This window comes from Nonomuraea turcica (assembly GCF_030718205.1).
Lineage (GTDB): Bacteria > Actinomycetota > Actinomycetes > Streptosporangiales > Streptosporangiaceae > Nonomuraea.
The window spans coordinates 403959-429915 of sequence record NZ_JAUZQF010000006.1; the positions used below are offsets into that span (position 1 = coordinate 403959).

Annotated in this window: 28 protein-coding genes; 18 read left to right on the plus strand and 10 right to left on the minus strand. The window is 65.2% G+C overall.

What is annotated here, in order from left to right; genetic code table 11:
* Window positions 1-12: 12 nt before the first annotated feature.
* Complete coding sequence (locus Q9G87_RS18700) at window positions 13-1038, minus strand: protein phosphatase 2C domain-containing protein (protein WP_305917651.1); 1026 nt, start codon at window positions 1036-1038, stop codon at window positions 13-15.
* Window positions 1039-1085: 47 nt separating this feature from the next.
* Window positions 1086-1787 (minus strand): vWA domain-containing protein, encoded by a 702-nt coding sequence (locus tag Q9G87_RS18705; RefSeq protein WP_305917652.1) that lies wholly within the window; start codon window positions 1785-1787, stop codon window positions 1086-1088.
* Window positions 1788-2335: 548 nt separating this feature from the next.
* On the opposite strand from Q9G87_RS18705, the gene Q9G87_RS18710 reads away from it, so the two are divergent.
* From Q9G87_RS18710 to Q9G87_RS18755, 10 genes are all read left to right on the plus strand, one after another.
* A complete protein-coding gene (locus tag Q9G87_RS18710; RefSeq protein ID WP_305917653.1) occupies window positions 2336-2788 on the plus strand; it encodes a hypothetical protein in 453 nt (150 codons plus the stop codon).
* A gap of 528 nt (window positions 2789-3316) precedes the next feature.
* Window positions 3317-3667: a hypothetical protein gene (locus Q9G87_RS18715; protein ID WP_305917654.1), complete on the plus strand. Its 351-nt coding sequence runs from the start codon at window positions 3317-3319 to the stop codon at window positions 3665-3667.
* Complete coding sequence (locus Q9G87_RS18720; protein WP_305917655.1) at window positions 3660-3923, plus strand: hypothetical protein; 264 nt, start codon at window positions 3660-3662, stop codon at window positions 3921-3923. The genes Q9G87_RS18715 and Q9G87_RS18720 overlap by 8 nt, the downstream gene beginning before the upstream one ends.
* Before the next feature lie 419 nt (window positions 3924-4342).
* On the plus strand, window positions 4343-5203 hold the full coding sequence (locus tag Q9G87_RS18725) for a phosphotransferase enzyme family protein (RefSeq protein WP_305917656.1): 861 nt from the start codon (window positions 4343-4345) through the stop codon (window positions 5201-5203).
* A 658-nt stretch (window positions 5204-5861) separates the two neighbouring features.
* Entirely contained in the window at window positions 5862-6146 is a 285-nt protein-coding gene (locus Q9G87_RS18730; RefSeq protein WP_305917657.1) for an AbrB/MazE/SpoVT family DNA-binding domain-containing protein, read from the plus strand.
* Between the two features lie 36 nt (window positions 6147-6182).
* Window positions 6183-7349, plus strand: a complete 1167-nt coding sequence (locus Q9G87_RS18735) for a DUF418 domain-containing protein (protein WP_371825790.1) — start codon at window positions 6183-6185, stop codon at window positions 7347-7349.
* 92 nt (window positions 7350-7441) lie between these two features.
* Window positions 7442-8449, plus strand: a complete 1008-nt coding sequence (locus tag Q9G87_RS18740) for a LuxR family transcriptional regulator (RefSeq protein WP_305917658.1) — start codon at window positions 7442-7444, stop codon at window positions 8447-8449.
* 722 nt (window positions 8450-9171) lie between these two features.
* A complete protein-coding gene (locus tag Q9G87_RS18745; RefSeq protein ID WP_305917659.1) occupies window positions 9172-9813 on the plus strand; it encodes a hypothetical protein in 642 nt (213 codons plus the stop codon).
* Between the two features lie 10 nt (window positions 9814-9823).
* Window positions 9824-10564, plus strand: a complete 741-nt coding sequence (locus Q9G87_RS18750; protein WP_305917660.1) for a hypothetical protein — start codon at window positions 9824-9826, stop codon at window positions 10562-10564.
* A 224-nt stretch (window positions 10565-10788) separates the two neighbouring features.
* Window positions 10789-11328, plus strand: coding sequence for a tyrosine-type recombinase/integrase (locus tag Q9G87_RS18755; protein ID WP_305917661.1), 540 nt, complete (start codon window positions 10789-10791; stop codon window positions 11326-11328).
* 42 nt (window positions 11329-11370) lie between these two features.
* Here Q9G87_RS18755 and Q9G87_RS18760 read toward each other — a convergent pair whose 3' ends face one another.
* The 4 genes from Q9G87_RS18760 to Q9G87_RS18775 all read right to left on the minus strand — a co-directional run bounded on the left by Q9G87_RS18760 (window position 11371) and on the right by Q9G87_RS18775 (window position 14671).
* The gene (locus tag Q9G87_RS18760) at window positions 11371-11766 is read right to left on the minus strand and encodes a toll/interleukin-1 receptor domain-containing protein (RefSeq protein WP_305917662.1); all 396 of its coding nucleotides are present in this window, start codon (window positions 11764-11766) and stop codon (window positions 11371-11373) included.
* Between the two features lie 819 nt (window positions 11767-12585).
* Window positions 12586-12918 (minus strand): hypothetical protein, encoded by a 333-nt coding sequence (locus Q9G87_RS18765; protein ID WP_305917663.1) that lies wholly within the window; start codon window positions 12916-12918, stop codon window positions 12586-12588.
* A gap of 218 nt (window positions 12919-13136) precedes the next feature.
* A complete protein-coding gene (locus Q9G87_RS18770; RefSeq protein WP_305917664.1) occupies window positions 13137-13760 on the minus strand; it encodes an NADPH-dependent F420 reductase in 624 nt (207 codons plus the stop codon).
* A 176-nt stretch (window positions 13761-13936) separates the two neighbouring features.
* Entirely contained in the window at window positions 13937-14671 is a 735-nt protein-coding gene (locus tag Q9G87_RS18775) for an SDR family NAD(P)-dependent oxidoreductase (RefSeq protein WP_305917665.1), read from the minus strand.
* A gap of 138 nt (window positions 14672-14809) precedes the next feature.
* On the opposite strand from Q9G87_RS18775, the gene Q9G87_RS18780 reads away from it, so the two are divergent.
* Window positions 14810-15439, plus strand: coding sequence for a TetR/AcrR family transcriptional regulator (locus Q9G87_RS18780; RefSeq protein WP_305917666.1), 630 nt, complete (start codon window positions 14810-14812; stop codon window positions 15437-15439).
* A gap of 52 nt (window positions 15440-15491) precedes the next feature.
* On the plus strand, window positions 15492-15845 hold the full coding sequence (locus Q9G87_RS18785) for a tyrosine-type recombinase/integrase (protein WP_371825791.1): 354 nt from the start codon (window positions 15492-15494) through the stop codon (window positions 15843-15845).
* 625 nt (window positions 15846-16470) lie between these two features.
* Here Q9G87_RS18785 and Q9G87_RS18790 read toward each other — a convergent pair.
* Window positions 16471-17034, minus strand: a complete 564-nt coding sequence (locus Q9G87_RS18790; RefSeq protein ID WP_305917668.1) for a GNAT family N-acetyltransferase — start codon at window positions 17032-17034, stop codon at window positions 16471-16473.
* A gap of 423 nt (window positions 17035-17457) precedes the next feature.
* Between Q9G87_RS18790 and Q9G87_RS18795 the strand changes: the two genes are divergently transcribed.
* Genes Q9G87_RS18795 through Q9G87_RS18810 form a run of 4 tightly spaced genes read left to right on the plus strand, consistent with a single transcriptional unit; the run spans window position 17458 to window position 20840 of the window.
* Window positions 17458-18516: a tyrosine-type recombinase/integrase gene (locus tag Q9G87_RS18795; protein ID WP_305917669.1), complete on the plus strand. Its 1059-nt coding sequence runs from the start codon at window positions 17458-17460 to the stop codon at window positions 18514-18516.
* Window positions 18513-19529 (plus strand): hypothetical protein, encoded by a 1017-nt coding sequence (locus tag Q9G87_RS18800; protein WP_305917670.1) that lies wholly within the window; start codon window positions 18513-18515, stop codon window positions 19527-19529. Before Q9G87_RS18795 ends, Q9G87_RS18800 begins: the two co-directional genes overlap by 4 nt.
* Window positions 19526-20551, plus strand: coding sequence for a tyrosine-type recombinase/integrase (locus Q9G87_RS18805; protein ID WP_305917671.1), 1026 nt, complete (start codon window positions 19526-19528; stop codon window positions 20549-20551). The genes Q9G87_RS18800 and Q9G87_RS18805 overlap by 4 nt, the downstream gene beginning before the upstream one ends.
* A 16-nt stretch (window positions 20552-20567) precedes the next feature.
* Window positions 20568-20840 (plus strand): hypothetical protein, encoded by a 273-nt coding sequence (locus Q9G87_RS18810; protein WP_305917672.1) that lies wholly within the window; start codon window positions 20568-20570, stop codon window positions 20838-20840.
* Here Q9G87_RS18810 and Q9G87_RS18815 read toward each other — a convergent pair whose 3' ends face one another.
* Both Q9G87_RS18815 and Q9G87_RS18820 read right to left on the minus strand, forming a co-directional pair.
* On the minus strand, window positions 20841-21362 hold the full coding sequence (locus tag Q9G87_RS18815) for a hypothetical protein (RefSeq protein ID WP_305917673.1): 522 nt from the start codon (window positions 21360-21362) through the stop codon (window positions 20841-20843). It lies immediately after the preceding gene.
* Window positions 21363-21647: 285 nt separating this feature from the next.
* On the minus strand, window positions 21648-22682 hold the full coding sequence (locus Q9G87_RS18820) for an alpha/beta hydrolase family protein (RefSeq protein ID WP_305917674.1): 1035 nt from the start codon (window positions 22680-22682) through the stop codon (window positions 21648-21650).
* A gap of 440 nt (window positions 22683-23122) precedes the next feature.
* Between Q9G87_RS18820 and Q9G87_RS18825 the strand changes: the two genes are divergently transcribed.
* Window positions 23123-23500: a tyrosine-type recombinase/integrase gene (locus Q9G87_RS18825; protein WP_305917675.1), complete on the plus strand. Its 378-nt coding sequence runs from the start codon at window positions 23123-23125 to the stop codon at window positions 23498-23500.
* Window positions 23501-24595: 1095 nt separating this feature from the next.
* Here the strand turns inward: Q9G87_RS18825 and Q9G87_RS18830 are convergent.
* On the minus strand, window positions 24596-24766 hold the full coding sequence (locus tag Q9G87_RS18830; RefSeq protein ID WP_305917676.1) for a hypothetical protein: 171 nt from the start codon (window positions 24764-24766) through the stop codon (window positions 24596-24598).
* Between the two features lie 647 nt (window positions 24767-25413).
* Between Q9G87_RS18830 and Q9G87_RS18835 the strand changes: the two genes are divergently transcribed.
* Complete coding sequence (locus tag Q9G87_RS18835) at window positions 25414-25851, plus strand: hypothetical protein (RefSeq protein WP_305917677.1); 438 nt, start codon at window positions 25414-25416, stop codon at window positions 25849-25851.
* Window positions 25852-25957: the final 106 nt, after the last annotated feature.

The following is a 25957-nucleotide window of genomic DNA, read 5'->3' on the forward strand; positions in this document are numbered from 1 at the left end:
GCCGCACTCCTGTCACAGGACGGCCGTGTCGTGACGGCCTGCCCACAACGCCAGAACGGTTCGGTCGTCATCGTAAGTCGACAGATGGAAATCCACATCGCGCAGGAAGCTGCGCAGCGCGGGCGGAGAACTCCACGATGTGACGAGCTGCTGGGCGAGTACGCTGCCGCCGCCACCCATGGCCGTCCCGAACCCGTCGCTGCACAGGACGAGCACATCGCCCGGCCCCCAATCGATCTGCCGTTCCCGCAGCTCACCAAGGTCGTCCGGCAGGGCGGACGTGACGTTGCCCGGTCGCTGCCCTTCAGGTGGGAAGATCTCGGTCCACGTCCCGTCATGGAGCCACAGCGCCGGCGAGTCCCCGATAGCCGCGCAGGCGGCGATCCCGCGTCTGCCGTCCGCGGGGATCACCCCGATCGTCAGCGTCGTGGCGGGCGGATCCGATGCTCCGGCGCTGTGTTTGCCAATGGGTTGGCCGCCGAGCCGGGCGGTGGCGCGCATGACCTCGCTGGCGACGGTGGCGAAGGCCGCGTGCCAGCCGCGGTCGGGGGTCAGGGAGAGGTTCGTGGCGGCGCGCACAGCCACCGCGGCGGCGTGTTCGGCGTGCTGCGTGCTCCCGAGCCCGTCAGCCACGGCCGCGATGACCCATCGTCTGTCCGCGCTCAGCCGTACGGCGTAGGCATCCTGCAGGGGTTCGCCGCGATATCGATGGCGCCGGCCGCGGATGCTCACGGCGCGGACCGTGGTATGCGCGAGCATGCCGCCGTCGAGTGCGACGCCTGGGGCACGCGAGTCCGCGCCGCCCGCCAGCAGGACGGGCAGCGGCTGGGGGAGCGGACCAAGTGGTGTTCTGCCGTCGGCCGCAGTGCGGGTCCTGCGGCCGAGCAGTAACTGCCCGAGAAGTACGGCGCCGCCACCAGCGATGCCGGACAGGATCCACAGCGGCCAGCCCGACGCCGTCCCGCCGCCCTGCCGCGGACTGGGCGTCACGGTCACCGTTACCGTCGGCTCCGGCGACGGACCAGGCTCCGCTCCCACCGGGCTGGCTCCTATGACCAGGAGTAATCCCGCCAGTGTCGCCCTGATCATCTCAGCTGCCGCATCCCGCCAGGTCCGCGCAGAACGGCCGTGTTCCTGTTGACCGAGGCGCTGATGCTGTCCGAGACGGCCTGCGCGATGCCGTGCAGCACGGTGGCCGCCCCTGTCCCGATCTCGCCCACGAAGGCCAGCACTTCGCCCCTGAGGGTGGTGGCGACCCGCCGCAGGGTGTCCTCCTGCACCGTCCCGAATCCGAGCGCCACGATGTACGGCGCCGGGTTAAGGCTCGCCAGCCGGTCGCGCGCGGGGCCCCAGATCTCGACGTCCTGATGGTTCTGGCCGACGTACGGCTCGCCGTCCGTGATGAAGAAGACAACCGGCGCCCGCACGTCGAATTGCTTGGACAGCTTCCGGTAATCCTTCTCAATGATCTTCACGAGCTCGCTGAAGACCGTCAGATAATCCGTCTGCCTGCCAGGTTTCAGGGCCGGAACCCTGATCGCGTCACACGGCCTGGTCAGCGGAAGCACCAGCTCGACCTTGTCGGAGAAGGACACCACGGCGACATGCGCGGCCTCACTGACGCCGGGATCGCCCGCCTCCAGCTCGAAAAGCAGCTCACCCACACAGTTGGAGAGAATCTCGAAGGGGGTGGGCCGCCCATCCTCGCGGGCGGTGTGCATCGAATGCGATACATCGCACACGATGTAAAAGGGGAAGGCGCGAGGGCGCCCGTTAGCCGATCTCATCGGCTTTTCATCCTGATAGGGATTACCGGTCTTTGCAAGGTTGCGAACAGAAGGATGGCTTCAGCGGGTTCGCGGCTAACAGCCGGTATTGTCCATCGCTCGTCCTCGAACCGGCACCTACGGCATCGTCATCGACAACATCACCGGCAGCGCCACCTTCTCCAACACCAAGGTCTCGGGCACCCGTCCGGCGGCCTCTCCAACCCGACCACCACGTTCACCATCGTCAGAAGCCCCGGCAACTCCGGCTTCTAGCCGCCGGATCCCCACAAGCGGCGAGCCGCGTTCTTATGCTCGGAGACATGACCATTCAGCGGATGGACAACGTCGCCATCGTCGTCGACGATCTGGACGCGGCTGTCGCGTTCTTCACCGAGCTCGGCATGCTGTACTTCTCTGCTGTACAGCGTTGAGCACACGGCAGGACGCCGACAACTGATCCGTAGCATGGTCAGCGGCGTGGCGTATTACCGGCTGCGTCCCCACTTGAATCGTGATCAATGCGTGTGCATCGCGAGACGGTCGGATCAGATGCTTGCGGTGTGGATATGGGCAACGCGAGTGTCTCACCCGCCGCCGAAGGGCGGCTTGCCGAGCGGGTGGTCGCCGCCGGGCTCGCCGGCATCATCCTGCCCTTCGTCCAGTTCGGCTGGCTGCTGCTCGTAGCCGCTCTGTCCGACGACTCGCGCTGCGGCCACTTCGGCTGTGTCGGCCGGTTGGGCGACGCGTGGACGGTGGGGAACTGGGCGGCGGTCGTGCTCGCCTGGCCGCTGCTGCACCTTCTTCGGGTGCGCCCGGCGTGGCCCGTCGCCGTGCTGGCGCCCTTCTTCCTGGTGCCAATCTGGGAGCTCGCCGACGTGCCGGTCGGCGTGGTCGCCGGCTTGTTCGCCTACCCACTGGCCGCCCTGGTGAGCGCGCCGCGCCTGTCGTGGCGGCGGTGCAGTCTGGTTCTGGCCCTCTTCCTTCTGCTCTGCGCCTTCCTCGCGCTTTCTTCCGGGTAGTCCCGGCCCGGGGCAGCCCTCGCATCGGCCTCACCGTAGGTCAGGATCAGGGGAGTCTGGCATCTGTCCGTAGTCAGTTCGGATCGTCTAAGGGCGTATACGGGCGTCAGAAAGGCCTGTTCGGAAGGGGCATCTGTCTACGCGGACTCCACCATGTCGCCCATGGTGTCCAGGGCTATTGTCAGCATCCGCGTAAGCAAGATCGACGCTTGTGTCGTCGCTCGCAGTCCTCGCCGAACCATCGCCTTTCCCTCTTCTCGTGCTGGATCAGCGCGGCTGAAGGAGCGGTAGTCATCGCTCGTGTACTGGTCGTCCGGCGGCACAGTCTTGACGCCGAGTCGAAGGTCAGACTCTTCATCCGGTGCAGGTTCATCCTGACGTTTGCGCGATCCGGGAGTCCTGTCGCCAGCAACATGAGGACGCTGGCCATCTACATCATCTACATCAGGGCGTTCGACCTGCGATTCCAGAGTGGAAAGGGTTCAGTGGTATCGGTAGCGTGGAAGCGCAACAGCTTGGAGGTCAACGATGTCCCCGCGTCAAGACAGCGAGGCACTGATCCCTCGCCCGCCACTGACCACCGCTGCCCTCCGGGCGGCAGTTGCTCAGATCGCTCCGGCCTACCTAAGCCAATTTGTTGACCACCTCGACCAGGCGACAGAGCAGGCGGCGCGCCAGAGTACCGTGGCACCTCTGCAGAACTTCTTGCAGCAATGGGGCGAGTTCGTGGCGATTCAGCGTTACCCCGCCCGAGCGGCCCGCCTGCACGAATTGGAGACAGAAGTCGCCACCGCCACCGACCGAGTCAAGTTGGACTCAGCCTTGGCTGAAATCGACCAGATAACGGCATCGGCGCGCCGAGAGGCCGTCGGTGAGTGACGCCTGGACTTGGGAGTACCACCCCGACGCTGAGCATGTCATTGCTGGGCTCCCACCGACCGTCATCCTTGAGGTTGAGCGGCTTGCCGGCCAACTCGCGGTCCTAGGGACGGACGCGACCCGCGCCGGCAGAGGCCCGCTGCATGGGGGAGGTCTTCGGACGCTCGATCTGTTCGGCGGCCGCGGGTTCCTCAACTTCATCGTCGCGGAGCATCTGCGCCTTGTGCTCATCGTTCGCGTTACCAGGATAGATTGACGCGATCTCGCCTGCCCACTCCTCAACGAGCCGGCCGTGGCCCTGGAGTGCATCCTCACCGTCCGTCCTCATCCATGATCGTCCAGGGCTGTTGTTGCCTGTGTTAGCAAGATCGGCCAGCACGTAACTTCCGTCGGCGCGGTTGTCACCTGAGCCACGGTCACCCGATGGAAAGACCCGACGAACTCACTTGGAGGGGCTTGGCGGCGATCGCCCCAGCCACGAACTGCGGGAACCGAAGTCCGCGATCGTGACGGCATCATCCACCGCCACCCGGCTCAGGAGGGCAGCGTTGTCCTGGTAGCCCGGATGGTCTGAGCTGCGCCGGACGTTCAACACCGGCGGGTCGGCCACGTCGAGCCGATGCTCGCAAAAAGACGTCGACCGGCTGCCCTCGGCAGCGGTAGCGTCCTGGGTCTGTGTGGAGCGAAGTACGACCGCCGACGACGACTCAGGTCCGCGACGCCTTCGGTGTCGAGGTGGGCGAGCTGCGGCCGCATCCGGGCGGGTTCGAAGCGGATGCGTTCACCGACGGGCGCTGGTTCGTGAAACTTTGGCGTCAGCAGCCCGACAGCGACGCTGGTCTGGCGCTGACCGCTGAGTTGGCAGCTCGGGGCATCCCCGTTGCTGCGGCGGAGCGAGCACTTGACGGCTCGTACACCTCCGAGCATCATGGCCGGCGCTACGCGCTGTTCCCGTTCGTCGACGGCCGCCAGGGAACGTGGAACGACGCTGACGCGATCGCGCGGGCGATGCGCGCCGTGCACGAGGTAACTGACCTCGTCCTGCCCCGCACCGATATGGACGAGTGGTGCATCGAGGTGCTGCGCGACCGGCACGACCACCCTTGGATCGTCGACCGCCGCGACGAGATCATCGCCAACGTTGACCGGCTCGAAGCGGTGATCGAACGGGCACGCGCGATCGACGTGCCCCACGTCGTGTGCCACCACGACCTGTTCCCTCACAACGTCCTCGTTGACCGCGACGGTCGCATCGCGACGCTGCTCGACTGGGGTCACGCGATGCTGGCACCACGCGAGCACGATGTGTTCGCCGCCTTGTGCGGGCCCGACCCTGTGCGCTTCCTGCACGCCTACGGCGCGGAGCGACTCGACCTCACCCACCTCGAGTACGCCCGGCTCGCCCGCTCGCTGCGCGACCTTGCAGTCCGCATCTACAACGAGGTCGACCTGGAGGGCGTCAACACCTGGGGTTTCGACGGGTTGCGACGAGTGGACGCCGATCTCGTGCTCTCCCGACCTTTTTGCGATCGCTGAGGTCGCCCGCCGTGGCCTGTCGGTGGCGATAGCAGGAACGGGGTGGCGACGGTCAGCGCCAGCGCCACGGACGCTAGGTCGGCGACGCGAGTGGCTGTCGCACGAATCACGAGAAGGTCCTTTCCTGAGCGGCGGGGTCCGAGTCCCCGCAGCGTTTGCTTTCTCGATGTTCCTTTGTGGCCGAGTGGATGATCCGCACCGTTTCCTCCTCGCGGTTCGCCGGGAGCGCCTATCCGCCGGGCGTGGGGGAAACGGCGGGGAAACACGCCGCCTCGTTGAATCGCCTCCACCTGATCGGCTCTCGTAGAAGGAGGACCCGTTGGTGCACAGGAATGCGACGCGCGGCCAGACGTCTGGCGACCCTCGCGGCGGTCCGTTCTGGGCCTGCTGGGAGCGGTCCCGCTGGCAGGTGCCGTGACGGCCGTCCCCCGAACCAGCGCCGCCCTGGCCGCGACGGCAGCCTGGCCCTGCCCGGCCCGGACCACACCTACACACCCAGCCCGGCGCACAACCGATCGGCGGGGACAGCGTTGCAGGAGATCCACTGGCTCGCCGCGCAGGTGGCCGCGGCCGACGTCAAGCAGTCCGGCTACCGGCATGCTTTACATGATATTTTTTGCATATCAAGCATGTTTTGGATGACGGAAGAGACGGTCCCATGGCCTCCAACGAGAGCAAACCCTTCTACGGCCCTGGTGGCCGGGGCTTCTATGGCGCGGTAACGGTCAGCGAGCGGGGCCAGATCGCGATCCCGGCTCAGGCGCGCCGCGATCTCGGGATCAGACCGGGCGACAAGCTGCTCGTGCTCGGCGATCCCCAGCAAGGACTGGCGCTCATGTCGATCGAGCATCTGATGCGGAACCTGCAGGGCTCCTCGGCACTCCTAGAGCAAATCCAGAAGCATGCTCTAGGTGACACCGAGGAGACCGAACCGGAGGAATGACGCCGTTTACGGCAGAAGTCATTGAGGAGATCGGTCTTGAGGACGTCCCCCCAGGAACAAGCTCCACCGCATGGCCCGACCGGCCTGGCCGCACGAGCCCTGGCCCCAGACCTGGCCCGCGGCCTCATGCTGCTGGCCATAGCCTTCGCCCACGCACCACTGTTCGTGGTCGACGTCGACCGCGGCTCCGCCGTGGCCAACGAGATCGCCGGCTTCTTCCACCTGCTCTTCGTCCACAACCATGCGCGGCCGATGTTCGCGTTTCTGTTCGGCTACGCGCTGGTGCAGCTGCTGGAGCGGCAGCTGCGACGCGGCAATGACTGGGTGGGCGTCCGCAAGCTGCAGCGCCGCAGAGGATGGTGGCTGGTCGCGATCGGCTTTATCCATGTGGCCGTGCTGGTCCCCATCGACATTCTCGCGGTGTACGGCATGGCCGGCGTCCTGCTCGCCGGCATGCTGCGGGCCAAGGACTCCACCCTCCTCTGGACGGCGGGGATCAGCTTGCTCCCCGCCACCCTGGTGGTCGGATTCGCCATGTGGCTCGCGATGTCTCAGAACATCTCCCCATACGCCATGGGCAGCATCGCCGCCGATGACCGAGGCATTGGAGAGATGTTCCTGGCCCGGCTCCAGGGCTGGCCCTATGCCCTGGCCCTCGGCGTCATCTCGGTCGTTCCCGGGGTGGTCGCCGGCATGTGGGCGGCCCGGCGGCGGATCTTGGACGAGCCCGCTCGGAACCGGAGGTTCCTGGTCCGTACCGTGGCGATCACCACGGTGCTGTCTGTCGTCGGTTCCGTTCCCGCTGGTCTCATCCAGGCAGGGGTGTGGGCTCGGCCCTCGGGCGTCGCAGTGTGGATCGTGGCGCTCGCGCAGCCGCTCACCGGATATCTGGGCGGAATCGGCATGGCCGCGATCATCGGATTGATCGCGATCGCAGCCGTGCGGCGGCGGGGCCGCCTGACCACAACCATCGAAGCGCTCGGGCAGCGTTCCATGAGCCTGTACCTGTTCCAGTCCACCGTGTTCATCGCAGTCTTCCATCCCTACGGGCTGGGGCTCCAGGACGATCTCGGCCTTGTGGGCGCCCTGGGCGTGGCCGCGGCAACGTGGCTGATCTCGCTTGTCATCGCCGATGTCATGCGGCGCATCGGACACCGTGGCCCGGCGGAGATCCTGCTGCGCCGCCTCGCCTACCGCCAATGAACATCACTCATGCAGCGGGCAGGTCCTCGCTTCAGGGCCAGCTCCCTCATGCCATGCTCCAGGAGATCCTCAAGAGCGAGGTGATATAGAAGATGTTCGACGTGCTCGGGCTGAGCCCGGATGCCCAGGCCGTCTACCGGGAGATGTTGCAGAACCCCCTCTTGCGAGCCGCGGAGCTGGCAGCGCGGGTAGAGCTGTCGCCGATGCGGCTCCACGACGTGCTTGGCGAGCTGACGCGGCTGGCCTTAATCCAACAGTCCTGGGAGCGGCCAGGCGAGTTTCACGTCGTCGATCCGGAGATCAGTCTCACCGCGCTGCTGGCCCAGCGTGAGGCCGATCTCCTCCAGCGTCAGCGGGAAGTGACCGCGAGCCGTTCCGTGATCGCCGACGTTATCGCGGAGTTCGCTGCGCGGAACTGGCCGCCGCACCGGCAGCAGACGAAATATCTGAGGGGAATCGACGCCATCAGGACACAGATTGAAGGGCTGGGCCGCCAGTGCCAGTCCGACATCATGGCGTTCGTTGACGGCGGTCCGCAGACCGAAGAGAACATGAAGGCCAGCCGACCTCAGGATCGGGCGGTGCTGGAGCGCGGCGCACGAATGCGCTCGATCTACCTGGACAGCCTCGCGAACGACCCCTCGACCCTCAGCTATGCGAGGTGGCTCGTCGAGCAGGGAGCAGAGGTTCGCACTTTACCGGTCCTGCCACTGAGGATGATCATTTTTGACCGCCGGGTTGCCATGCTCCCGCAACGTGCGGATGAAACCGCGGCAGGCGCAATGCTCGTCTATGAACACAGCGTGATCATCGCGCTGTGCGCGCTCTTCGAGAAACACTGGCAGGAGGCGGCCTCGCTTGGGATAGCGCCGGAACGGCAGGAGAACGGCCTGACCCGACAGCAGCTTTCCTTGCTCAACTTAATGGCCGAAGGCAACACCGACGAGGTGTGCGCCCGCAAGCTGGGAGTCTCGGTGAGGACGGAACGGCGCCTTGCCGCGGAGATTTTGGCCGCCCTCAATGCCAAGAGCCGCTTCCAGGCGGGGGTTCTGGCCGCCCGCGCCGGGTGGCTGGACGCCGAGCCGGTCGGCAAGGAATAGTCACCCAAGGTGTCGGCATCGTCCTGCCATCGCAGCATTCTGCCAGCCGCAGATGCTGACATCAGGTCGCCAGGTGATCCAGACTCACAAGAGTCAGACAACCCCACATCAGGGACTCCCAGCACATGAGAGGCCAAGTGATCATGCGCAAGGCGGTTCTCCTGGTCACCGCCGCCCTCGCTCTCGCCGGCGCGGCGTTCTCGAGCTCTGTCACAACGAGCACTGCGACCGCGAGCAAGCCGGTCGAATGCGACTGTGACCGAAACGTCAATCTTGGCTGGCAGGACGACGTCGTGGCCTAGGGGCCAGCACTTTCCCTTTCACAACGAGCCGGCCGGCGACGCTGGTCCCGGGTCCGACGGCAGTTTCGCTCCCGGGACACGTCAAGCAAGCTTGTCGAACAACAAGATCGGCAACAACACGATCAGTTCGTACCGAACCAGTAAGACGAGTAGCTGCGCCTGATCAGCGTCAGTCGACCCGGCGGGTCCGTTTGCCGCGCACTCAAGCACCTCGCCGCAGGCTTGTATGCAACGCCATCTCCGACCGGCCGCTGTTGCACAAGAAATGCCATCGCCTTCGTCTGTCGCGCATCAAATCCCGACTGTAAGCCTAAGTGGTTGACGTCGCAACACAATGGAGATGAACGATGCCTCCACGCATCCAAAGAACAGTCCCGACCATTGTCACTAAAAAACAGAATCGGATCTGGAGTCGATGAGATGATCGTGCAGCTACCTGACATCAAGGGCTCGACTCGGGGCCGACGGTGGCAGGTCGTTATCGCCACCGCAACGGCGCTGGCGCTTATTACCGGTACTGCGTGGGCCGCCGATTTTTACAACATGGTGCCTAATCCCAATTACGACCGCGTCTGCACGAAGGGTGACAAGTACGGGTCGGGAAACGTGTGCCGGAGCGACAATGCCTACTGGACAGTCTTCCGGGAGAACAGTCTCGAGTCTGCGGAGAAGACTCGCGTCGCGACGGTACTGAAGGAACAGTACGGCCCCACGGCTCTGGAGGTTCACCTCGTCTCCGATCCGGTCTGGACCGGCGACAACGAAACGGACCTCATCTTCGCCGAGGGTGACGTGCCGGGCAGCTACGAAGGCATGTCGTGGTGCGACGATCCCCTGGAGCTACACACCTGCGACCAGCACATGGTGCGCATCCAGGCGGGCTCCTACAGCAACGGGATGATCTGCCACGAGGCAGGGCACGCAGTCGGGCTGCTGCACGGCCAGAATGCCGATCCCCCGGTGAGCAACACGCACCACCAGCTCGGGTGCATGAAGACGCCCGTACCGTCCGACGCCGTACTCGGCAGCGTCAACGCCGACCACATCAATGCGGCCTACTGAGGGGGCGACGGTGAAGCACAGCAAAGCATGGGCGGCCGCTGTGGCAGGGGCGGTCTTGGTCGGCGGTGTCCTGGCGACGGCGTTCACGATGAACGGTGTCCAGAGCCGGGGCGACGGTGGCGGCACAGGCGGGGTCGTCCTGGCGCATGGGTCGGATCGGCTGCCGAGTCACACCGCCTCGGACTGGGTGACCTATGCCGACCACGTGGTCGTCGTCACCGCCGAGGCGGAGCGGGAACTGCCCGCCAACAAGGATGAGCGCGCGGCCGGGCAGGGCTACCTGCCACGCGAGGTCACCCTTGCGGTCAAGGAGACGCTCTGGTCCCACGAGGGTGCGGCCAAGCCGGTGCCGGAGCCGCGCTTCGTCTGGCCCGCCGCCGGCTGGACGTTCGGTGAGGACGGCAGGCGTCTGCTGGCGATGGAAGGCCAGCCTCGCATAGAGGTCGGGCACACCTACATCCTGGCCATCGCCTGGGTGCCTGGATACACCGACGACGGGGAGGTCGTCCCTGGGCAGTGGCGCGGCCTCGGGGAGAAGTCCCTGCTGCCGTACGACGGCGGAGTGATCGGCAACGGCGAGTCCGAAGGACGGCTGCAGACCGCCACGTCGGACGGGCACGATCCGGCGGCCGCAGAGCCGGACGGCCCCTCCCTCGAGGAGGAGATGAGGGGCAAGCCTGCCGCCGACCTCGCCGCGGAGCTGAAGGCGGCGCAGCCCGGCGAGCGACAGCGATTCGGTCGCACCCGCTGATAGGTGAGGATTGCGATAGGAGGCCGGTGACGCGTCCGGCCTCCTCATCAGGCATCGTCGGACAAGTTCCGCCAGGACCTTCCCTACCTGACCCCGGCCTGGTCTCGCGAACTGCAGGCCGATCGTGATGATCGTCTGCTGATGACCGTTCGCCTCATGCAGCAGCGGCGTCGCGACGATGTCCGGCAACACCGCCTGCGCTGCATTGGCGAAAACGACCGTGCATGCTCCCAGTCCGAAGGCCGGGATCGCTGGGTGAAACTCTCGGGCTGCGTTGGGAGGACGTCGATCTCGACCAGGCTGAGATGACGATCGGCTGGCAGCTCCAGCGCGTCGCGGGCAAGCTGCTGCACCGCCAGAGAAAGACCGACGCGTCCGACGCGACGCTGCCCTTCCCGGAGATCGTCACGACGGCCCTCCGCGCCCGTAAACGGGCACGCGACATCGCCCGGGAAGCGGCGGGGGACGACCGGCAGGAGACAGGGCTAGTCTTCACCACCGCCAGCGGTCGGCCTATCGAGCCGTCGCACTTCAGGCGCAGCTTTGCCAACGCTGGTGAGAAGTCCCGCGTCCGCAGGATCCATGTTCACGCCACTCGCAAGACCTGTGCATCCCTGCTGGTAGCCCTGAATGTTCATCCCCGTGCAGCCATGCAGATCCTCCGGCACAGCCAGACTTCCGTGACCATCAACATCTACAGCGAGGTCTCATCTGACGAGACGCGCCAGGCGCTCAAGCGACTCGGCGAACATTTCATTTTTTGACGCTCACGTAGTAAGGCCACTTCAACCGTGGCCTTACTACGTCTAGTCAATCTCAGGCAGAACCGCGCCTGCAATCTTCGCAGCGATTTCGGCTACGGAGTCGCGGCTAGTCTCGAACCCTGCAAGGTCCGGCAGAATGCCGCTGTACTGCGCGACGTCCTCAAACGTAACACCGTGCAGTACAGGGATAAGGGTGGGCTTGTTTAGCAGGGCTCCTAGCTCTCGCTCCGTCCAGAAGCGGCCAGCGAGGTATGCAGGCGTAAGAAGCGCGATACCAGCTTGCGCACGCCGCAGCCCTTGATCCATCTGAAGAGCTTGACTCTTACCGGGGCGGATGGCGATCTCATCGAACCAAACCGCCACGCCCAGGCCCTCAAGGTGTTCCCGCAGTTCGCCAGCCACCTGCGACCCGTCAATGCGCGCGTAGCTCAGGAACACGTCCTACTCTCGTGCGTCCTGAACCGAGATCGCCTCTTGAATCCGGTCAGCGAGCTGACGCTCTTCCACCGTGTAATGCAGCGACGTGCCGGTTGTAGTCTACGATCACTTTCTGGTTATGCCGCTCAACCTTCCGGTTGTACTGATCAACTTCGTGCTGAAGCTTGGCCTGGGCCTGCTTGATCTGACGATTCTGTTCCTGTTGGGCCTTACGCAATGCCGCCCTTACGGCACTGGAGCTAACCCTTCTCGGCATGTATCCCCCTCAAGGCACATCTACCCCCCGCGTAGCAGAGCGGTAGTACCGCGAGGGTAGAGGGTGGCCCTGACAAAAGCCCCACAGCTGAGTTTGGCGGCGGTGAGGGGCCCACGTGCCCGCGTCCAAGGGTTGGGGACGTACGGCGCCGTAGCTGCAGCTCGCAGCTGTACAAGATCGGAAAGGTCGCTTCCCGATCATGGGAGTGGCCTGTGACCTGGGGTGGATCCTAGGAGATTCGAACTCCTGACTTCCTGCTTGCAAACGAAGTCGAACAGTTGCGCGGTGTGGCGAAACGTGCAGGTGATGCTGGGGGCGATGTGCAGGGCCGTCTTGAGAGTCCATGGTGGTTTTAGGCCGTTGTCACTCAGTTGGACACTCAGGTTCGGAGGGGCGGGCCGTGGCCGGTGATCGTTGCCTCTTCGTCCCGAACTCGCGGCGTGGAGGTCGCTAGGGTCGTTGCGGTGGTCAGGCTGTGCATGCAGATCGCGAATGGTCGTTGATGGCCGATGCAGTTGCTGCACTTGGTTGCTGCATCCTCCCTCATGTACTGATCATCGACGTCAACGCGGCGGGCGATCTTCAATCACTTGTAATGTGCACCATTCGGCACCTGTGATCATGTCGATCAGTGCTCTCCATGCCTTTCCTGAACAAGCAATCATGTTTACTTCGCTCGCAGGTGGCACTGTGATGTTGTGAGGCGCGCTGCCGGTCCAGTCGATCTTGAGCTGTACGACGTGTTGTCCAGGAGATACGTCGATCTCAAGGACGCCTCCGCGGCGAAGCGAGCCTACCTGTGCGCCGTCTATAAGAACCGTGTAGGCGCGAGACCGATCACGCCATCCGCTGCGTTGACGGGCGATCACTATCTTGCCTAAGGGTTCGTCGGCCACGTTTCACCACCGATAGGTCGATTTGCCATGTTGAGTCTGGCGATCGTCCCAGACAGCTTCCATGAACAAAGCCCCGAAAGGCCAGGCAGATCAGAGGCATTTCAAACCGCTCACAAAGGTGGGCTTCGGGGCATCTCCTCGTTGGGCAGAGTAGCCCTAACCGGGCAGGACGCGCTAGGTAAAGCCGCCGTTCGCGTGTGCATGCCTCTCGGTGAGCTTCAGCCGGTAAATTCGTTGACGCCGAGAGCGAAGTCCCAGTGGCCCACCCCGTTGCCGGCGAGTCCCACCGTGACCACGCCCACTCCTTCCAGCCAGTGCGCCATTTTCAGGCCGCCAACGTCCAGCGGGCGCAGCCCGATGCTCTCGATGAATGCCTTCACGCTCGCCTTCGCCTGCGCACTGTCGCCGGCGATGAAGACGTTGGGTCGGCCCTTCTCCAGGACATTACGGAAGATGGTGTTGAATGCCTTCACCACACTGGCGCCGGCCGGGGCCACCTTGGCGACTTCCTGCGCGATCGAGGTCTCCTCGCTGTGGGCTAGCCCGTCGAACGTAGCATTGAAGGGGTTGCTGATGTCGACGATGACCTTGCCCGCGAGGGCGTCTCCGTACTCGACGACGACCGAAACGACACCGTCGTACAACAGGGCCGTGATGACGATGTCCCCGGCCGGGACGGCGCCCCACTTTCCCGCCGTCGCGCCGCCGCCGAGAGCCTTGGCCAGGTCATCGGCCTTGGACTGATCGCGGCCCATGACCTCGACGGTGTTGCCGCCCGCTACCGCCAGCGTGCCGATGGTACGGGCCATGTTCCCCGTACCGATGATGGTGATGTTGCCCATGAGGTGTGCTCTCTTCCTGTTCTCGAGGTTTTGCTGTGTCTCGTTCGTGTCGGGTCGGGCCCAGCGCGTCGGCCGCCCGCGCAACATTTCGGCGTGTTGCGGATGTCCGCGTTCGAGATCAGTTCCTTGTGGCGACTGGGTTGTTGCGGGGGGACCCGCGGTATTCCGGTGTGTGGTCAGATGGCGGTGGTGCCGCCGTCGGTGACCAGTTCCAGGCCGTTGACGTAGCTGGAGTCGTCGGAGGCAAGGAACAGGGCGACGGTGGCGATTTCTTCGGGGCGGCCCATCTTTCCGCGGGGGATCAGGGACTCGAATGCGGCCTTGGTGGCCTCGTCGAACAGTTCTTCCTGTTTGGCGGTGGCGACCTGGCCGGGGGTCAGGACGTTGACCCGGATCTTGCGGTCGCGCAGTTCGTTGAGCCAGACGCGGGCCCAGGCCTGCTGGACGGCTTTGCTTCCGGCGTAGAGGCTCCAGCCGGGGAAGGCGCCGAGTGAGGCGTTGGATCCGGTCATGAAGATCGAGCCGTTGTCGTTGATCAGCGGCAGTGCTTTCTGCACGGTGAACAGGGTGCCGCGCGCGTTGAGCCAGAAGGCGCGGTGGAAATGTTCCTCGGTGATCTCGCCGAGGACGGCCGGTTCCCCCATCCCGGCGCTGGCCCACAGCACGTCGATCGAGCCCTTTTCCCGCTTGACGGTGTCGTACAAGCGGTCCAGGTCGTCCAGTTCGGCGGCGTCGCCCTGCACGGCGGTGACGTTGCGGCCGATCAGCTTGACGGCGTCGTCCAGTGCTTCCTGCCGCCGGGCCTGGATGAAGACGTGAGCTCCTTCCTCGACGAACAGCTTGGCGCCGGCCAGTGCCATGCCGGTGGATCCGCCGGTGATCACCGCTACCTTGCCATCGAGCTTTCCCACGATCACTCCTCTTGGAGTTGGGTATTCGGGACAGTCTGCAAGCTATGTACACCGTACTGTTTGCGTAACGTATCGGATGGCCAACCGGAGCGCAAGCTATGTACACCGATAGGTACCCATCAGGGCTACACTGGGGACATGACGGAGTTGGAGAAGGGCCCCCTGGGCCGGCGCCGTGGCAGGGGCGCGCGCGAGCGAATCCTCAGCGCGTCACAGCAGCTGTTCCGCGATCAGGGCATCAACCGCACCGGCATGGACCAACTCTGTGCGGTTGCCCAGGTGTCCAAGCGCACGGCCTACCAGCACTTCACCAGCAAGGACGAACTCGTCGCCGAATACCTGCGCCGATTCGATCCCGACGTCATGCCCGGAGTGTTCGACCGCACCGACCTCACGCCCCGCGAACGACTCATCGCCGCCTTCGACATGCCCGCGTCCACGCCCCTGTGCCCCTACATCGCGGCGGCCGTCGAACTCCACGACCCCCAACACCCCGCATCCCAGTACGCACGCGACTACAAGACCGCCATCGCCGCGCGGCTCACCGAAACCGCCCGCGAAGCCGGCGCCACCAACCCCGAACAACTCGGCGAACAACTGGCGCTACTGCTCGACGGCGCCTCGGCCCGCGCCCGAGTCCTCAACAGTGAATCCTTCCCCACCGCCGCCGCCATCGCCGCCGTCCTCATCGACAACGCCATCCCCTCGTCACCTCCACGGCAGCCCAGCGGTGACTGGTCAGCTACTCGGGGCGGCGTGGCGAGTTGATCTGTCCCACGGTCACGTGGATGCGCGAGCGGTGAAGGCGCTTCGTCTCCTGATGGAGACGCAGGAGCAGAAGCAGGCCAGTGCAGAGGGCGCGCCGACCGGCACGGGCCTGGTGTTTTGCACCAAGAACGGAACACCGCTGAGTGCGGCCAACGTACGGCGCGACTTCCGGAAGGTGGCCGACAACGCGGGCCTGGCCGGCGCGGAGTGGACGCCGAGGGAGCTTCGGCACAGCTTCGTGTCATTCCTGTCGGACTCGGGAGTTCCGATCGAGGACATCTCGCAGCTGGTGGGCCATGCGACCACCGTGGTCACCGAGACGGTCTACCGCTTCCAGTTGCGCCCTGTGCTCCTGCAGGGTGCCGAAGCGATGGACAGTATCTTTCCTGCGGCCGAAGATACGTAGTCACTCAGATAGACACGCACCCCCGCTTACCGATCTTAAGCGGGGGTGTGTTCTTGCTGGTGGAGCCTAGGAGATTCGAACTCCTGACTTCCTGCTTGCAAATCGGTCTGATCTTCGATGGCAACGGCCTCGACCTGCGCGGAGGACGGTCCGCGAGTGTCCGTGATTGACCGCTGCTGACCGCCCTTAATGGCACGCTAATGGCACGACGATCACGCCCACCACCTGGCTATTTGAGCGCGACGCGCGTACCCCTGCCTCCTGACGCTCCCGTCCGCCGTCGTCCCGCCCGAAGGGGAGGCGGGCCAGGGCCACGGGGACAAGGTGGAGCCCCCAACTGGGTTCTGGCACACTTTCCGTGATTCGGTGACGGTGGGTGATCGTCTTCTGTGATCATGACTGCGGTGCACTCACAATGATCTTGACGTGCTGTTCCTCACCTGCAGGCCATCGCTATCGAGCGGTACGAGCGAAGGCGGCGGCGTGCGCCGCCGCGCGGCCCGAGCTTGCGGGCCGCACGCTGCGCGTGCGGCCTGGGGGCCGTTCTCGCGCGCGCCCGCCACTCGGGCCGCGACCAGGCCCGAACGCGGAGCCTACGCCAAAAGAACTCACGCGTGAGGCCGTCCTACGGAGCCGTCGTCGTCATCTCGAAAGCATCGAACTCAGCACGGGTGATCTCGTGGACCACGACAGGTTGGCCATGCGCAGGCACGACGGTTTCGAACCCAAACCGCATACCGATCTTGTCCATGACTCGTTTTGAGCGAACGTTGTCGACATGCCGGATGCTAACGACGCGGTCGAGACTACAGTCGATGAGCCCGAATCGCAGCAGCGCTCCAGCGGCCTCTGTGGCATAGCCGGCCCCCCAGTGTTGGCGACTCAGACGCCACCCGATCTCCACCGCAGGAAGAATCTCGGGAAGAAAGGTCGGTACCGTCAGCGCCACCCACCCGGCGAACTGCCCAGTCTCCTGCACGATCACGGAGAGCATGCCGAAGCCACGCTCTTCCCATTCTCGTTGAACACGGGCGATCCCAGCCGCAGTCCGATCGCGATCCAAAGGCAACACCGACCCATCGCCGATGTAGCGCATGACCTCCGGGTCAGCATTCATCGTGGCGAGCGGATCGATATCGTCCTCGTTTGGGCTACGCAGGAGGAGCCGCCCAGTCGTCAGCGAGATCATCGGCCGATTCTCTCATGTCGGTGTGATGAACACCGCACGGAGGAGGGTGAGCAACCCTCCAGCAACAAATTCTGCCTCCGGCGGGGCACTCCGGCTCCGGGATGATCGCCGTTCGGGCCTGAGGTCCGTTGATGGCTGAGGTGGAAGCTTGATCATCCCGCCCGCCATCGACCCGGGACAAGCCGAGCAGACCAGGGCCACGGGGCCAAGGTCGTTCCTCCAGTTGGGGTTCTGGCGCATTCTCTGTGGCCCGGTGACTGTGGGTGATCAGCGGCTATGGTGCGAGGAGGACGCGTTTGCGGAGTAGGTCGAAGTTGGCCCGGCCGAACATCTGCCGTTTGAGCATCTTACAAGTTACGTGGAATCAGACCGTTGGGGTGATCATGTCCTCTTCGGTTCTCGTCACGTACTTGAGGGGCAGTGTTGGGCACGTTGGTGTTGGAGGAGAAGTGGCCAGTCCTGGGGAGGTACGACAAGGCGGCCGAGTGGCTGGGCATCTGGGTTGATCTGGGTCGGGCGCCGCGGACGATCGATGCCTACGCGCGTGGGATCACGGAGTACCTGGAGGTGTGCGAGCGGGACGGCGTCGACCCGGTCACCGCGAACAAGGCAAACGTCGCGGTGTTCGTGCGGGAGCTGGCGACCCGGCCGAACCGGCACGGCGCGAAGTTGGTGTCCCTGGACTCGGGGACCGGGTTGTCGAACGCGACGATCCAGCAGCGGCTGGTGCCGGTCAGGCTGTTCTACGACTTCCTGATCGAGGAAGGCCTGCGGGAGAGCAACCCGGTCGGGCGCGGGAAGTACACACCCGGCCGACGCTTCGGCGGTCAGCAGCGCGGGTTGGTACCGCGATTGTCGAAGTTGCCGTGGATCCCGGACGAGCAGCAGTGGATGCGGGTTCTGCAGGTGGCTCGTGGCAAGGGCATCCGGAACCGGCTGATGCTGGCGCTGGCCTATGACGCGGCGCTGCGCCGGGAGGAGCTGTGCTCGCTGCGGACCGATGATCTGGATCCGGCGCATCGGACGTTGCGGGTCCGGGCAGAGACGACGAAGAACCGGCTGGAACGGGTGGTGCCGTACTCGGCGGCGACCGGGGCGCTCATGACGTCCTACCTGGCGCACCGGGCCACGATCAGCCGGGCACGCGGTCCGTTGTTCTTGTCGGAGTCGCGTCGCAACCACGCCCAGCCGCTGAGCTTGTGGACCTGGTCGAAGGTCGTTCGCGGGCTCGCTCTGGAGGCCGGAGTGCCGCAGTTCTCCACGCATACGACACGGGACCTGTGCTTGACGGACCTGGCGCGCATGGGCTGGGAGCTGCACGCGATCGCGACGTTCGCCGGCCACAGGTCGACCGAGTCGACCTTGGCTTACATCCATCTGTCGGGTCGTGACCTGGCGCAGAAGCTGGCCAGCGGGATGGACCACATCCACGCCTGGAGGGTTCAGATGCTCACCGGCACCACCGCGCAGGCGGCGCGGTGACGGCGGCACTGACCACGGCCGCCAGCGAACTCGCTGAAGGACGCTGGTCCTGGCCGATCCCCGCGGATCTCCACGACGCCGAGGTTGTCCTCCGCGAGGCCGAGGTCACCGCGATCAGCGAACTCGGCCTGGAGAACCTGCGGCGGTTGAAGCGACACGATCCTCAGGCCCCGGGCTGGGCGGCGATCAGACGGCTGCTGCGCCCCTTGGAACTGGCTGACGGGAGCCTGGACTCTCCGCCGACCAGCCACCGCCGCCGAGCCATGGCCGATGCGACAGCGCTACTCCTGTTGCGCTGCGCGCAGACCAGACGGGCGTTTTGGGGCTGGACGGCCGCCGAATGGGTGGACGTACTCGGCGCCGACCAGACCGGATTCCGGCAGTCGGTACCCGCCTGGGCAGACGATGCGGTCCGCTCCTACGTGGCCAACCACGCCTACCTGCTCGGCGGGTTCAACGAGTTCCATCGGCTGGGCAGCTTCCAACGTCTCCCGCTGGCCTGGCGAATCTTCGGACGGACCCGCGTGGACGAAGAGATCAAGAAGGTCAGGGCTGTGCTGGCCGGATGGGGCTACCGGCTCGGCCAGAACGACGACAAGCTCCTACCGATGGTGATCTGCCAGCTGTTCCTGCTCAACCGCAGCCCGCACCTCGAAGATCTGGCCACCGATCTGTTCGACCGCGTCCGGACCGAACGGCTCTTCGGCAACGGAGCACGTCTCAACACCCTGCACGCCGTTCAACGCGCGGTCGCCGACCTCGGATTCTGCCGGCCGCCCGTCCTGACCACCGGCGGCGCCACCGCGAAGGCCGGCGGAGCACCGCAGGTCTGGACGCAGTGGGTCGAACGCTGGCACGCCACCTCGACGTTGACCCCCAACACCAGGAACGGAACCCGCTCGATCCTGCTCAAGATCGGCAGGTGGGCTGCTGCGGAGCAGCCCCAGGCCACCGATCCGGCCGCCTGGCCCGGCAGACCTGCGCGGCACTGGCCGCCGCCCTGGATCGGATGAACGTCGGGGACTTCGCCGAACGCACCGTCGGCCTCAAGGAACGGATGGGCAAACCGCTGGAGGCCTCGAGCAAGGCCAGCCAACTCGCCGCAGTCAGGACGTTCTTCCGGGACTGCCAGGAGTGGGAATGGCTGCCCCGCCGGTTCGACCCGCAACGAGCCCTGGCCACCCCACGCAGCATCGCCGCGCTGCTCGGCCCCAACCCGCGCGTGATCGCCGACGACATCTGGGCCAAGCTCCTTTGGGCCGGCCTCAACCTCACCGCCGACGACCTGCCCGTCACCCAGGCCGGCCTCTTCTACCCTCTCGAGCTGGTCCGCGCGGTGACACTGACCTGGCTGTTCAGCGGCCAGCGCAGCGATGAGATCGCCCGCCTGCGGGTGGGCTGCATCCGCTGGCAGCACGACGGGCAGACCATTCGTGGTGACGCCACCGACGTGCTCGCCCAAGACGCGGTCTGTCTGCTCGACGTGCCCACCCATAAGACCGGGACCGCGTTCACCAAACCGATCGACCCGCTCATGGGCGAGGCCATCGAGGCCTGGCAGGCTATCCGACCGGCCCAGCCCACGATGGTCGACCGCCGCACCGGCGAGCACGCGGACTTCCTGTTCGCCTTCCGCGCCCGCCGCGTCCCATCGACCTACATCAACAGCACCATCATCCCGCTGCTCTGCCGCAAAGCAGGCGTCCCGACAGCAGACGTCCGTGGCAACATCACCAGCCACCGGGCCCGCTCCACCATCGCCTCACAGCTCTACAACGCCAAAGAACCCATGACCCTGTTCGAGCTGCAGGCCTGGCTTGGCCACCGCTCCCCGCAGTCCACCCAGTTCTACGCCAAGATCACCCCGACCACGCTGACGAAGGCCTACGACGACGCGGGCTACTTCCAACGCAACGTCCGCACCATCGAGGTCCTTATCGACCGGGCCGCGGTCGAGAGCGGAGCCGCGGCCGCTGGCGAGCCGTGGCAGTACTACGACCTGGGGCACGGATTCTGCAACCTACACCTTCTTTGAACAGTGCCCGCACCGGATGGCCTGCGCCAAGTGCGACGTCTACACCCCCAAGGACTCCTCCAAAGCGCTGCTGCTGGAAGCCAAGGACAACCTGCAGCGCATGCTCGCCGACGTCCCGCTCACCGACGACGAGCGCGCCGCGGTCGACGACGGCCAGGCTGCCCTGGACCGGCTGCTCGGCCAACTCGCCGACGTCCCCACCCCCGCCGGGCCCACACCCCGGCACATCAGCGCCCCGGCCCAGGCGACCCTGCTGCCGGTCATCGAGATCAACCGGAGGCCGACCTAGTCAGGCCGCGCCACAGCCCAGTGGATGCCGCACGAATTCTGGATGGGCGTCGCCGAGATCGATGCTGTTCTCATCAAGAGCGTTGGCGACGTGGAAGCGGCCCGTGTCGAAGACGAACTCCACCGCGAGGGTGCCGGCCGCCACGTCACGACGTGATGGCCGCCACTCAAGTAGAGCCACCTCGCGTAGTTCCTGGCCGATGAACGGCTCAAGCCGTTCATCGGCGCTGGACCACGCAGGTGTCTCCTCGACGTACTCCCAGCCGGTGATCGCAGCCGTCGTGTCGATGGTGTTCCAGCTGATCGATAGCTCATCGAACTTCCAGTGGCAGATCTCTACCTGGACACCGTCGAAGTCCAAGACGACGGGGCAGTCAGCGAACCAGTCCCCGTCCTCGACGAAACGCACGAGGGCGAACCCAGTCAGACGCCTGCCACCAAGCGCGGCCAAGCCCGGTCCGCGTTCCGCCCGGACGGCTTTGAGCCCGACGAGGAAGGTCGGCTCGAAGCCGGAAATGCCCAACACGATAGGCGATTGTCCAACTCCTTCACCCGAACAGGCAAGCTAGTACTGTCCTGTCTCATGAGACCTCCTTGAACTGCGGTGCCTCAGAATGGATGAGACGAGTCGATGAAGTCGCGTCTCATTGATCATGAGGCAGATTTGTGGATGTCTCGGCCCGTAAGCGTTGACGGGCTTGGATCCGGATCGCTTTGGCGATCCGGTGCCGGTGGCGGCGGGGATCACCTGGATAGGCCTTCAGCCCACATAAGCCCAGAACCCACACTGGTGCAGGGAAGTAGTCGCTCATCCGGCATCTTCCAGGAATCGGGTCAGCGCTGAGATGTCCATCTCGTGCCCCGCCTCGGGCGTGACGATCAGCGAGACTGCATCCTTCGCACCCGCGGCCTCGTAGATGCTCCGCAACTCGTTCACCGATGCGACGACGGATTCGTTGTAGGAGGCCGATTCGTTACCCGGGCCGGGCACGTCGCGCTCGCCGTACTGCAACGCGATGGGACGGGCGGCGTTCAGCCCGGCGATGTCCGAGCGATCCAGCCAGCGCAGGACGTCGGGCACGCAATGTGCGGCGGCGTTGCGGCATCGTGAGAAGATCGGGTCGAAGGAGCCGAGACTGCCGCTGGCGTAGATGCGGCCGACCCGCGTGCTGAACACAGGGTAGGTCAGCGCGAGGTCCCCGCCGTAGGAGATCCCGGCCACGTCGATCTCTCCAGCGCCCAGGGCGGCAGTCAGCCAGTCCTCCCAGCGGAGCAGGTCTTCCACCGTGTCGCCGAGGAGGACGCGCCCCTTTTGCAACCCGTCAGCGATCAACGTGCTCTTCTGCCTGCCATCCGGCCAGTACTCCAGTGTTTCCCCGGGAAGGTCGTAGGCGAGATCGGCGAGGACCCCGAACCCGCGCAGCTCCGGGCACAGTACGGCGTGCCCGGCCTGCGCCAAGGCCAGCGCGAAACGGTGATGATAGTCCTCGGGCACCCCCGGCAGTCCGGCGCATGCCTCCACCTCGCCGTGTCCGTGGATCGCCAGTACGGCACGCCGCCAGGCCATCCGAGGCATCAGTAGGTAGGCGCTCAGCCAGAGCTGGTCATCCACCTCCATCACCAATGCCCGCACGCTCACCCCGTCGACAGTGGCCCGGCGAAGCTCGCGCACCGAGCAGGCCGCGACCGGCACGCGTACCCGCAAAAGCTCGGCAAGTTTGCTCCTCGCCGCCGCCTGCCAGTCCGTGAAGGGCAACGTCGAACGCGCGAAGGCCAGGCGGGGCTCCAGCCGCGGATTTCGATGGCGCAGCCGCAATTCCGAACGGGTGATGGGAAAGTCCATGGGATCTCCTCAGTAGTTTCCAGCAGGTTCACCGAGATGCCTAGTTGCAGCGCTTGGCCACCGCGCCATCCTCTGAAGCGTCTCCAGCCTCTCGATACACCGGCCCAATGCGATCAATGCCTCAACAAGATGAGACGGCACGCCGGATGCCTCGGATCAGTGAGACTGCCTCAACCTCAACGAGACAGGACAAGTATCCGCCTGAGTCGAAGAGCCCGCTTGACAGATCAGATTCCACATAATGATGCGGTTGACCTGGCCTTCGACTGGGCCGGAGCTCCACGGCAGGGTAAGGCCGGCGGTCACGGCTGCTTTGTCGCGTTCGATACCGCGGATGAAGGAGTTCAGGCCCGGGAGTGTGCTCTGTCCGGCGTGGGTGAGCCACTGGTCAAGCTGGTCGCCGTGCCGGTCGCTCATGATGGTGGCGAAGGTGCGGACGTGTGTGGACCGACGGGCACCTTTCCGTGTTTCTCGGCAAGCGCGGGGCGTTCCTCCGGGGGAGCAACTTCCGACGTGAGGCCAAGTGGTCTGACGCGCTCAAGGAGATGGGCGTACAAGGGCTCCACTTTCACGATCTCCGGCACACCGGCAACACCCTGGCGGCCCAGTCTGGAGCGAGCCTTGCCGATCTCAAGGCGCGCATGGGACACGACAGCGACTGGGCCGCGCTCATCTACCAGCACGCCACCCGAGACGCGGATCAGAAGATCGCGGACGCGCTCTCGGCCCGCGTCGAGGCTGAGCGGAAGAAGGCGAAGAAGAAGCCCAAGAGGGGAGATGACGACGGCACTGCGGGTGTGCTGGTCCCCGCGAGCTAATGACACGTTAATGACACGAACACCCCGTCACAAGATCAGTGGCGGGGTGTTTTCCTGGTGGAGCCTAGGAGATTCGAACTCCTGACTTCCTGCTTGCAAACAACGTTAGGTCAATCCACTTACCTGGGCCAAACCAGGTTGACCTGGGGAAATGGGAAAAATGATGTTGACCGATCGGTGTTGATCGGGGCTCACTCCTCCCAAAAACCTCCCACCCTCCCGCCGTGATCCTCGTCGAATAAAGGGCAATCGATCAGGGCTGGTTGTGTTGAGCGTCGAGAAACCGAAGTGAGCGATCAGTGTCGCGGTAGATGGCGCAGGATTTCCTCGGTCAGTCGGGTCTCGAGCGCGCAGCGTCATCGCTGAGGTCCTCGACGGCAAGTCGGACGACCGGAACCCCGCAGCGCTGCCATTGAAGGTCTCGGTTGCGGTCGTCGACGTAACGGCGTGCTCCACGGTGGTGAGGGCCGTCTGTCTCGATGACCAAGGCGCGCCCTCTTCCCGTGACCAGCACGTCGGGGCTCCAGGTGTGGCCCGTGCGCAACCTGACGCCGGGGAGGGGAGCGATAGCGATGGTGTCCTGTTCGGGGAACCGGATTTGTAGCCGCTTGAGTGCCCGAAACACCCTGAGTTCCTCAGCGCTTCCGAAGGTCAGCCCGTCCTCGACCGGGTGATTGGCACGTCCGGTCTCCTGGCGAGCCTGGTTGGTCGGCCGCTCAGCGTCAGACGGGTGGTGAAGGTGGCCCGCCAGTCGTCATCAATGGCAGGCAGCGCCGGCCGAGCCTGGACATACGCCACGTTCTCCTCGCCGTTGCGTTCCGCGACGCTACACCTACCCCAACACCCGGGCTCCTGGTGTCCACCTGGAGCACCTCGACGCCACCTGGGCGGGCGGAGACTAGATCAGCATCACCGCCACACTGGAGGTCACCAATGCCGACGGTTCGTGGAGTAGCGACAAGCAGCCCGCCGAGCCGTCGCGGTTCCGGCTGCACCGCGGCACCGAGACGAACCTCCGATCAGCCTGCTGACCACAAGGCGCGCCGTCCAGAACAACGGCAGGACGGGCCCCTGCCCCCGGACCAGGGACGACGCTTAGTCGCGTACCCAGAAGGAGTCCGGTAGTGCTTCGATCTCGACCATGGCCTGTTCGAGGTCCGCAGCGAACGGCAAGAGTGCCTGGTAGACCTGCTCACCGCCCTCGGCGAGCCGCCGGATGGCCTCGGCGTTCTTCCGCGCCCGGTCGGCCACCTCGAAGCCGAACACGCCGAACGGCCCCCCCGTAGCCGTAGGCGTCGAGCAGCAGGTGCAGCCGCCGATACCGATCGTCGAACGTCGTGAACCTTCAACGGGCGTGAGCCCCCGGCTCACAGGGGCGGACAAAGGACGATCCGCAGGACGCGAGCGCAGCAAGCGCCCTGTGCGCGGAATATGCAGGCCCATCAACCCCGAACGGACAGAACGGGATCCGCTCGCGTGCAGGGGCTCGAATCAGCGTGGTCCGGGTGTGAGCGCCAGCCAGAACTGATTCCGCGGGAATCGCCCGGCCGGCTGTCCGACACCGTGGCGGTCAGCGGCCCGGAGCAGGCGGAGCTGTAGAGGCCACAAGGCCCGGGCGTCACGTGGCTGGTCAGAACATACCGCCGACATACCACCGGCACGCCGCCTCTCATTACGATCATTTGTCAGACAGCGAGTCAACCGCCACGAGAGGGCGTTATGCGACTGGCCAACATCCTGCGGAAGACGGCAATCGTCGGAGCCGTGGGCCTAGCGGTGTCGATCGCCGGCACCACGGTGCTTCCCCGGCCAGTGAGACGACGACCACAGAACACTTGGTATGACCAAGGTCCGTTGGCGGGAATCGATTGACCTCGGCCGATCGGCCTCGACAGGAAGTAGTGATCACAAACATGCGTAAGATCGCACGCCGCGCCGCGAGTCTGGGTGCCACTGCGGTGGCGGCGGCAGCCATTGGCCTGGTAGCAGCACCATCCGCGAACGCCGCGATGACCTGGTACACCGACCCGCCCACGAAAGCCTCGAACGTGACGACTGTCGCCAGCGCCTCTCTGCCGGGCGGCGGCAGCGTCCAGATTCGTCAGGGCAAGTACGGCAACTACACGTACGTCTGGGGGCGGGTCTCGTCCCCAGCGTCGAAGTACAACGAGCACTACGGCCTGACGTTCGTCGTCGGCGGATGCAATGTGTCTGGTGGTTCGAAATCCAGGGACATCGACCACACGACCTACACCCCCGCCGCCCGGCGAAACAAAGACTGTAAGTACTACGCGCGCGTTGACCACCACACCACGAGCGAGACTGTCGCTTCTACCAGCTACAATCCGTGACCGGCAGCTACCCTCGATAAACGCCACCAAGAGCAACCCCGCTGCAAGGACCCCGAAGCCACCGGGGTCCTTCCGCGTTTCGGACACTGGCCTTGGGATGGCAGCT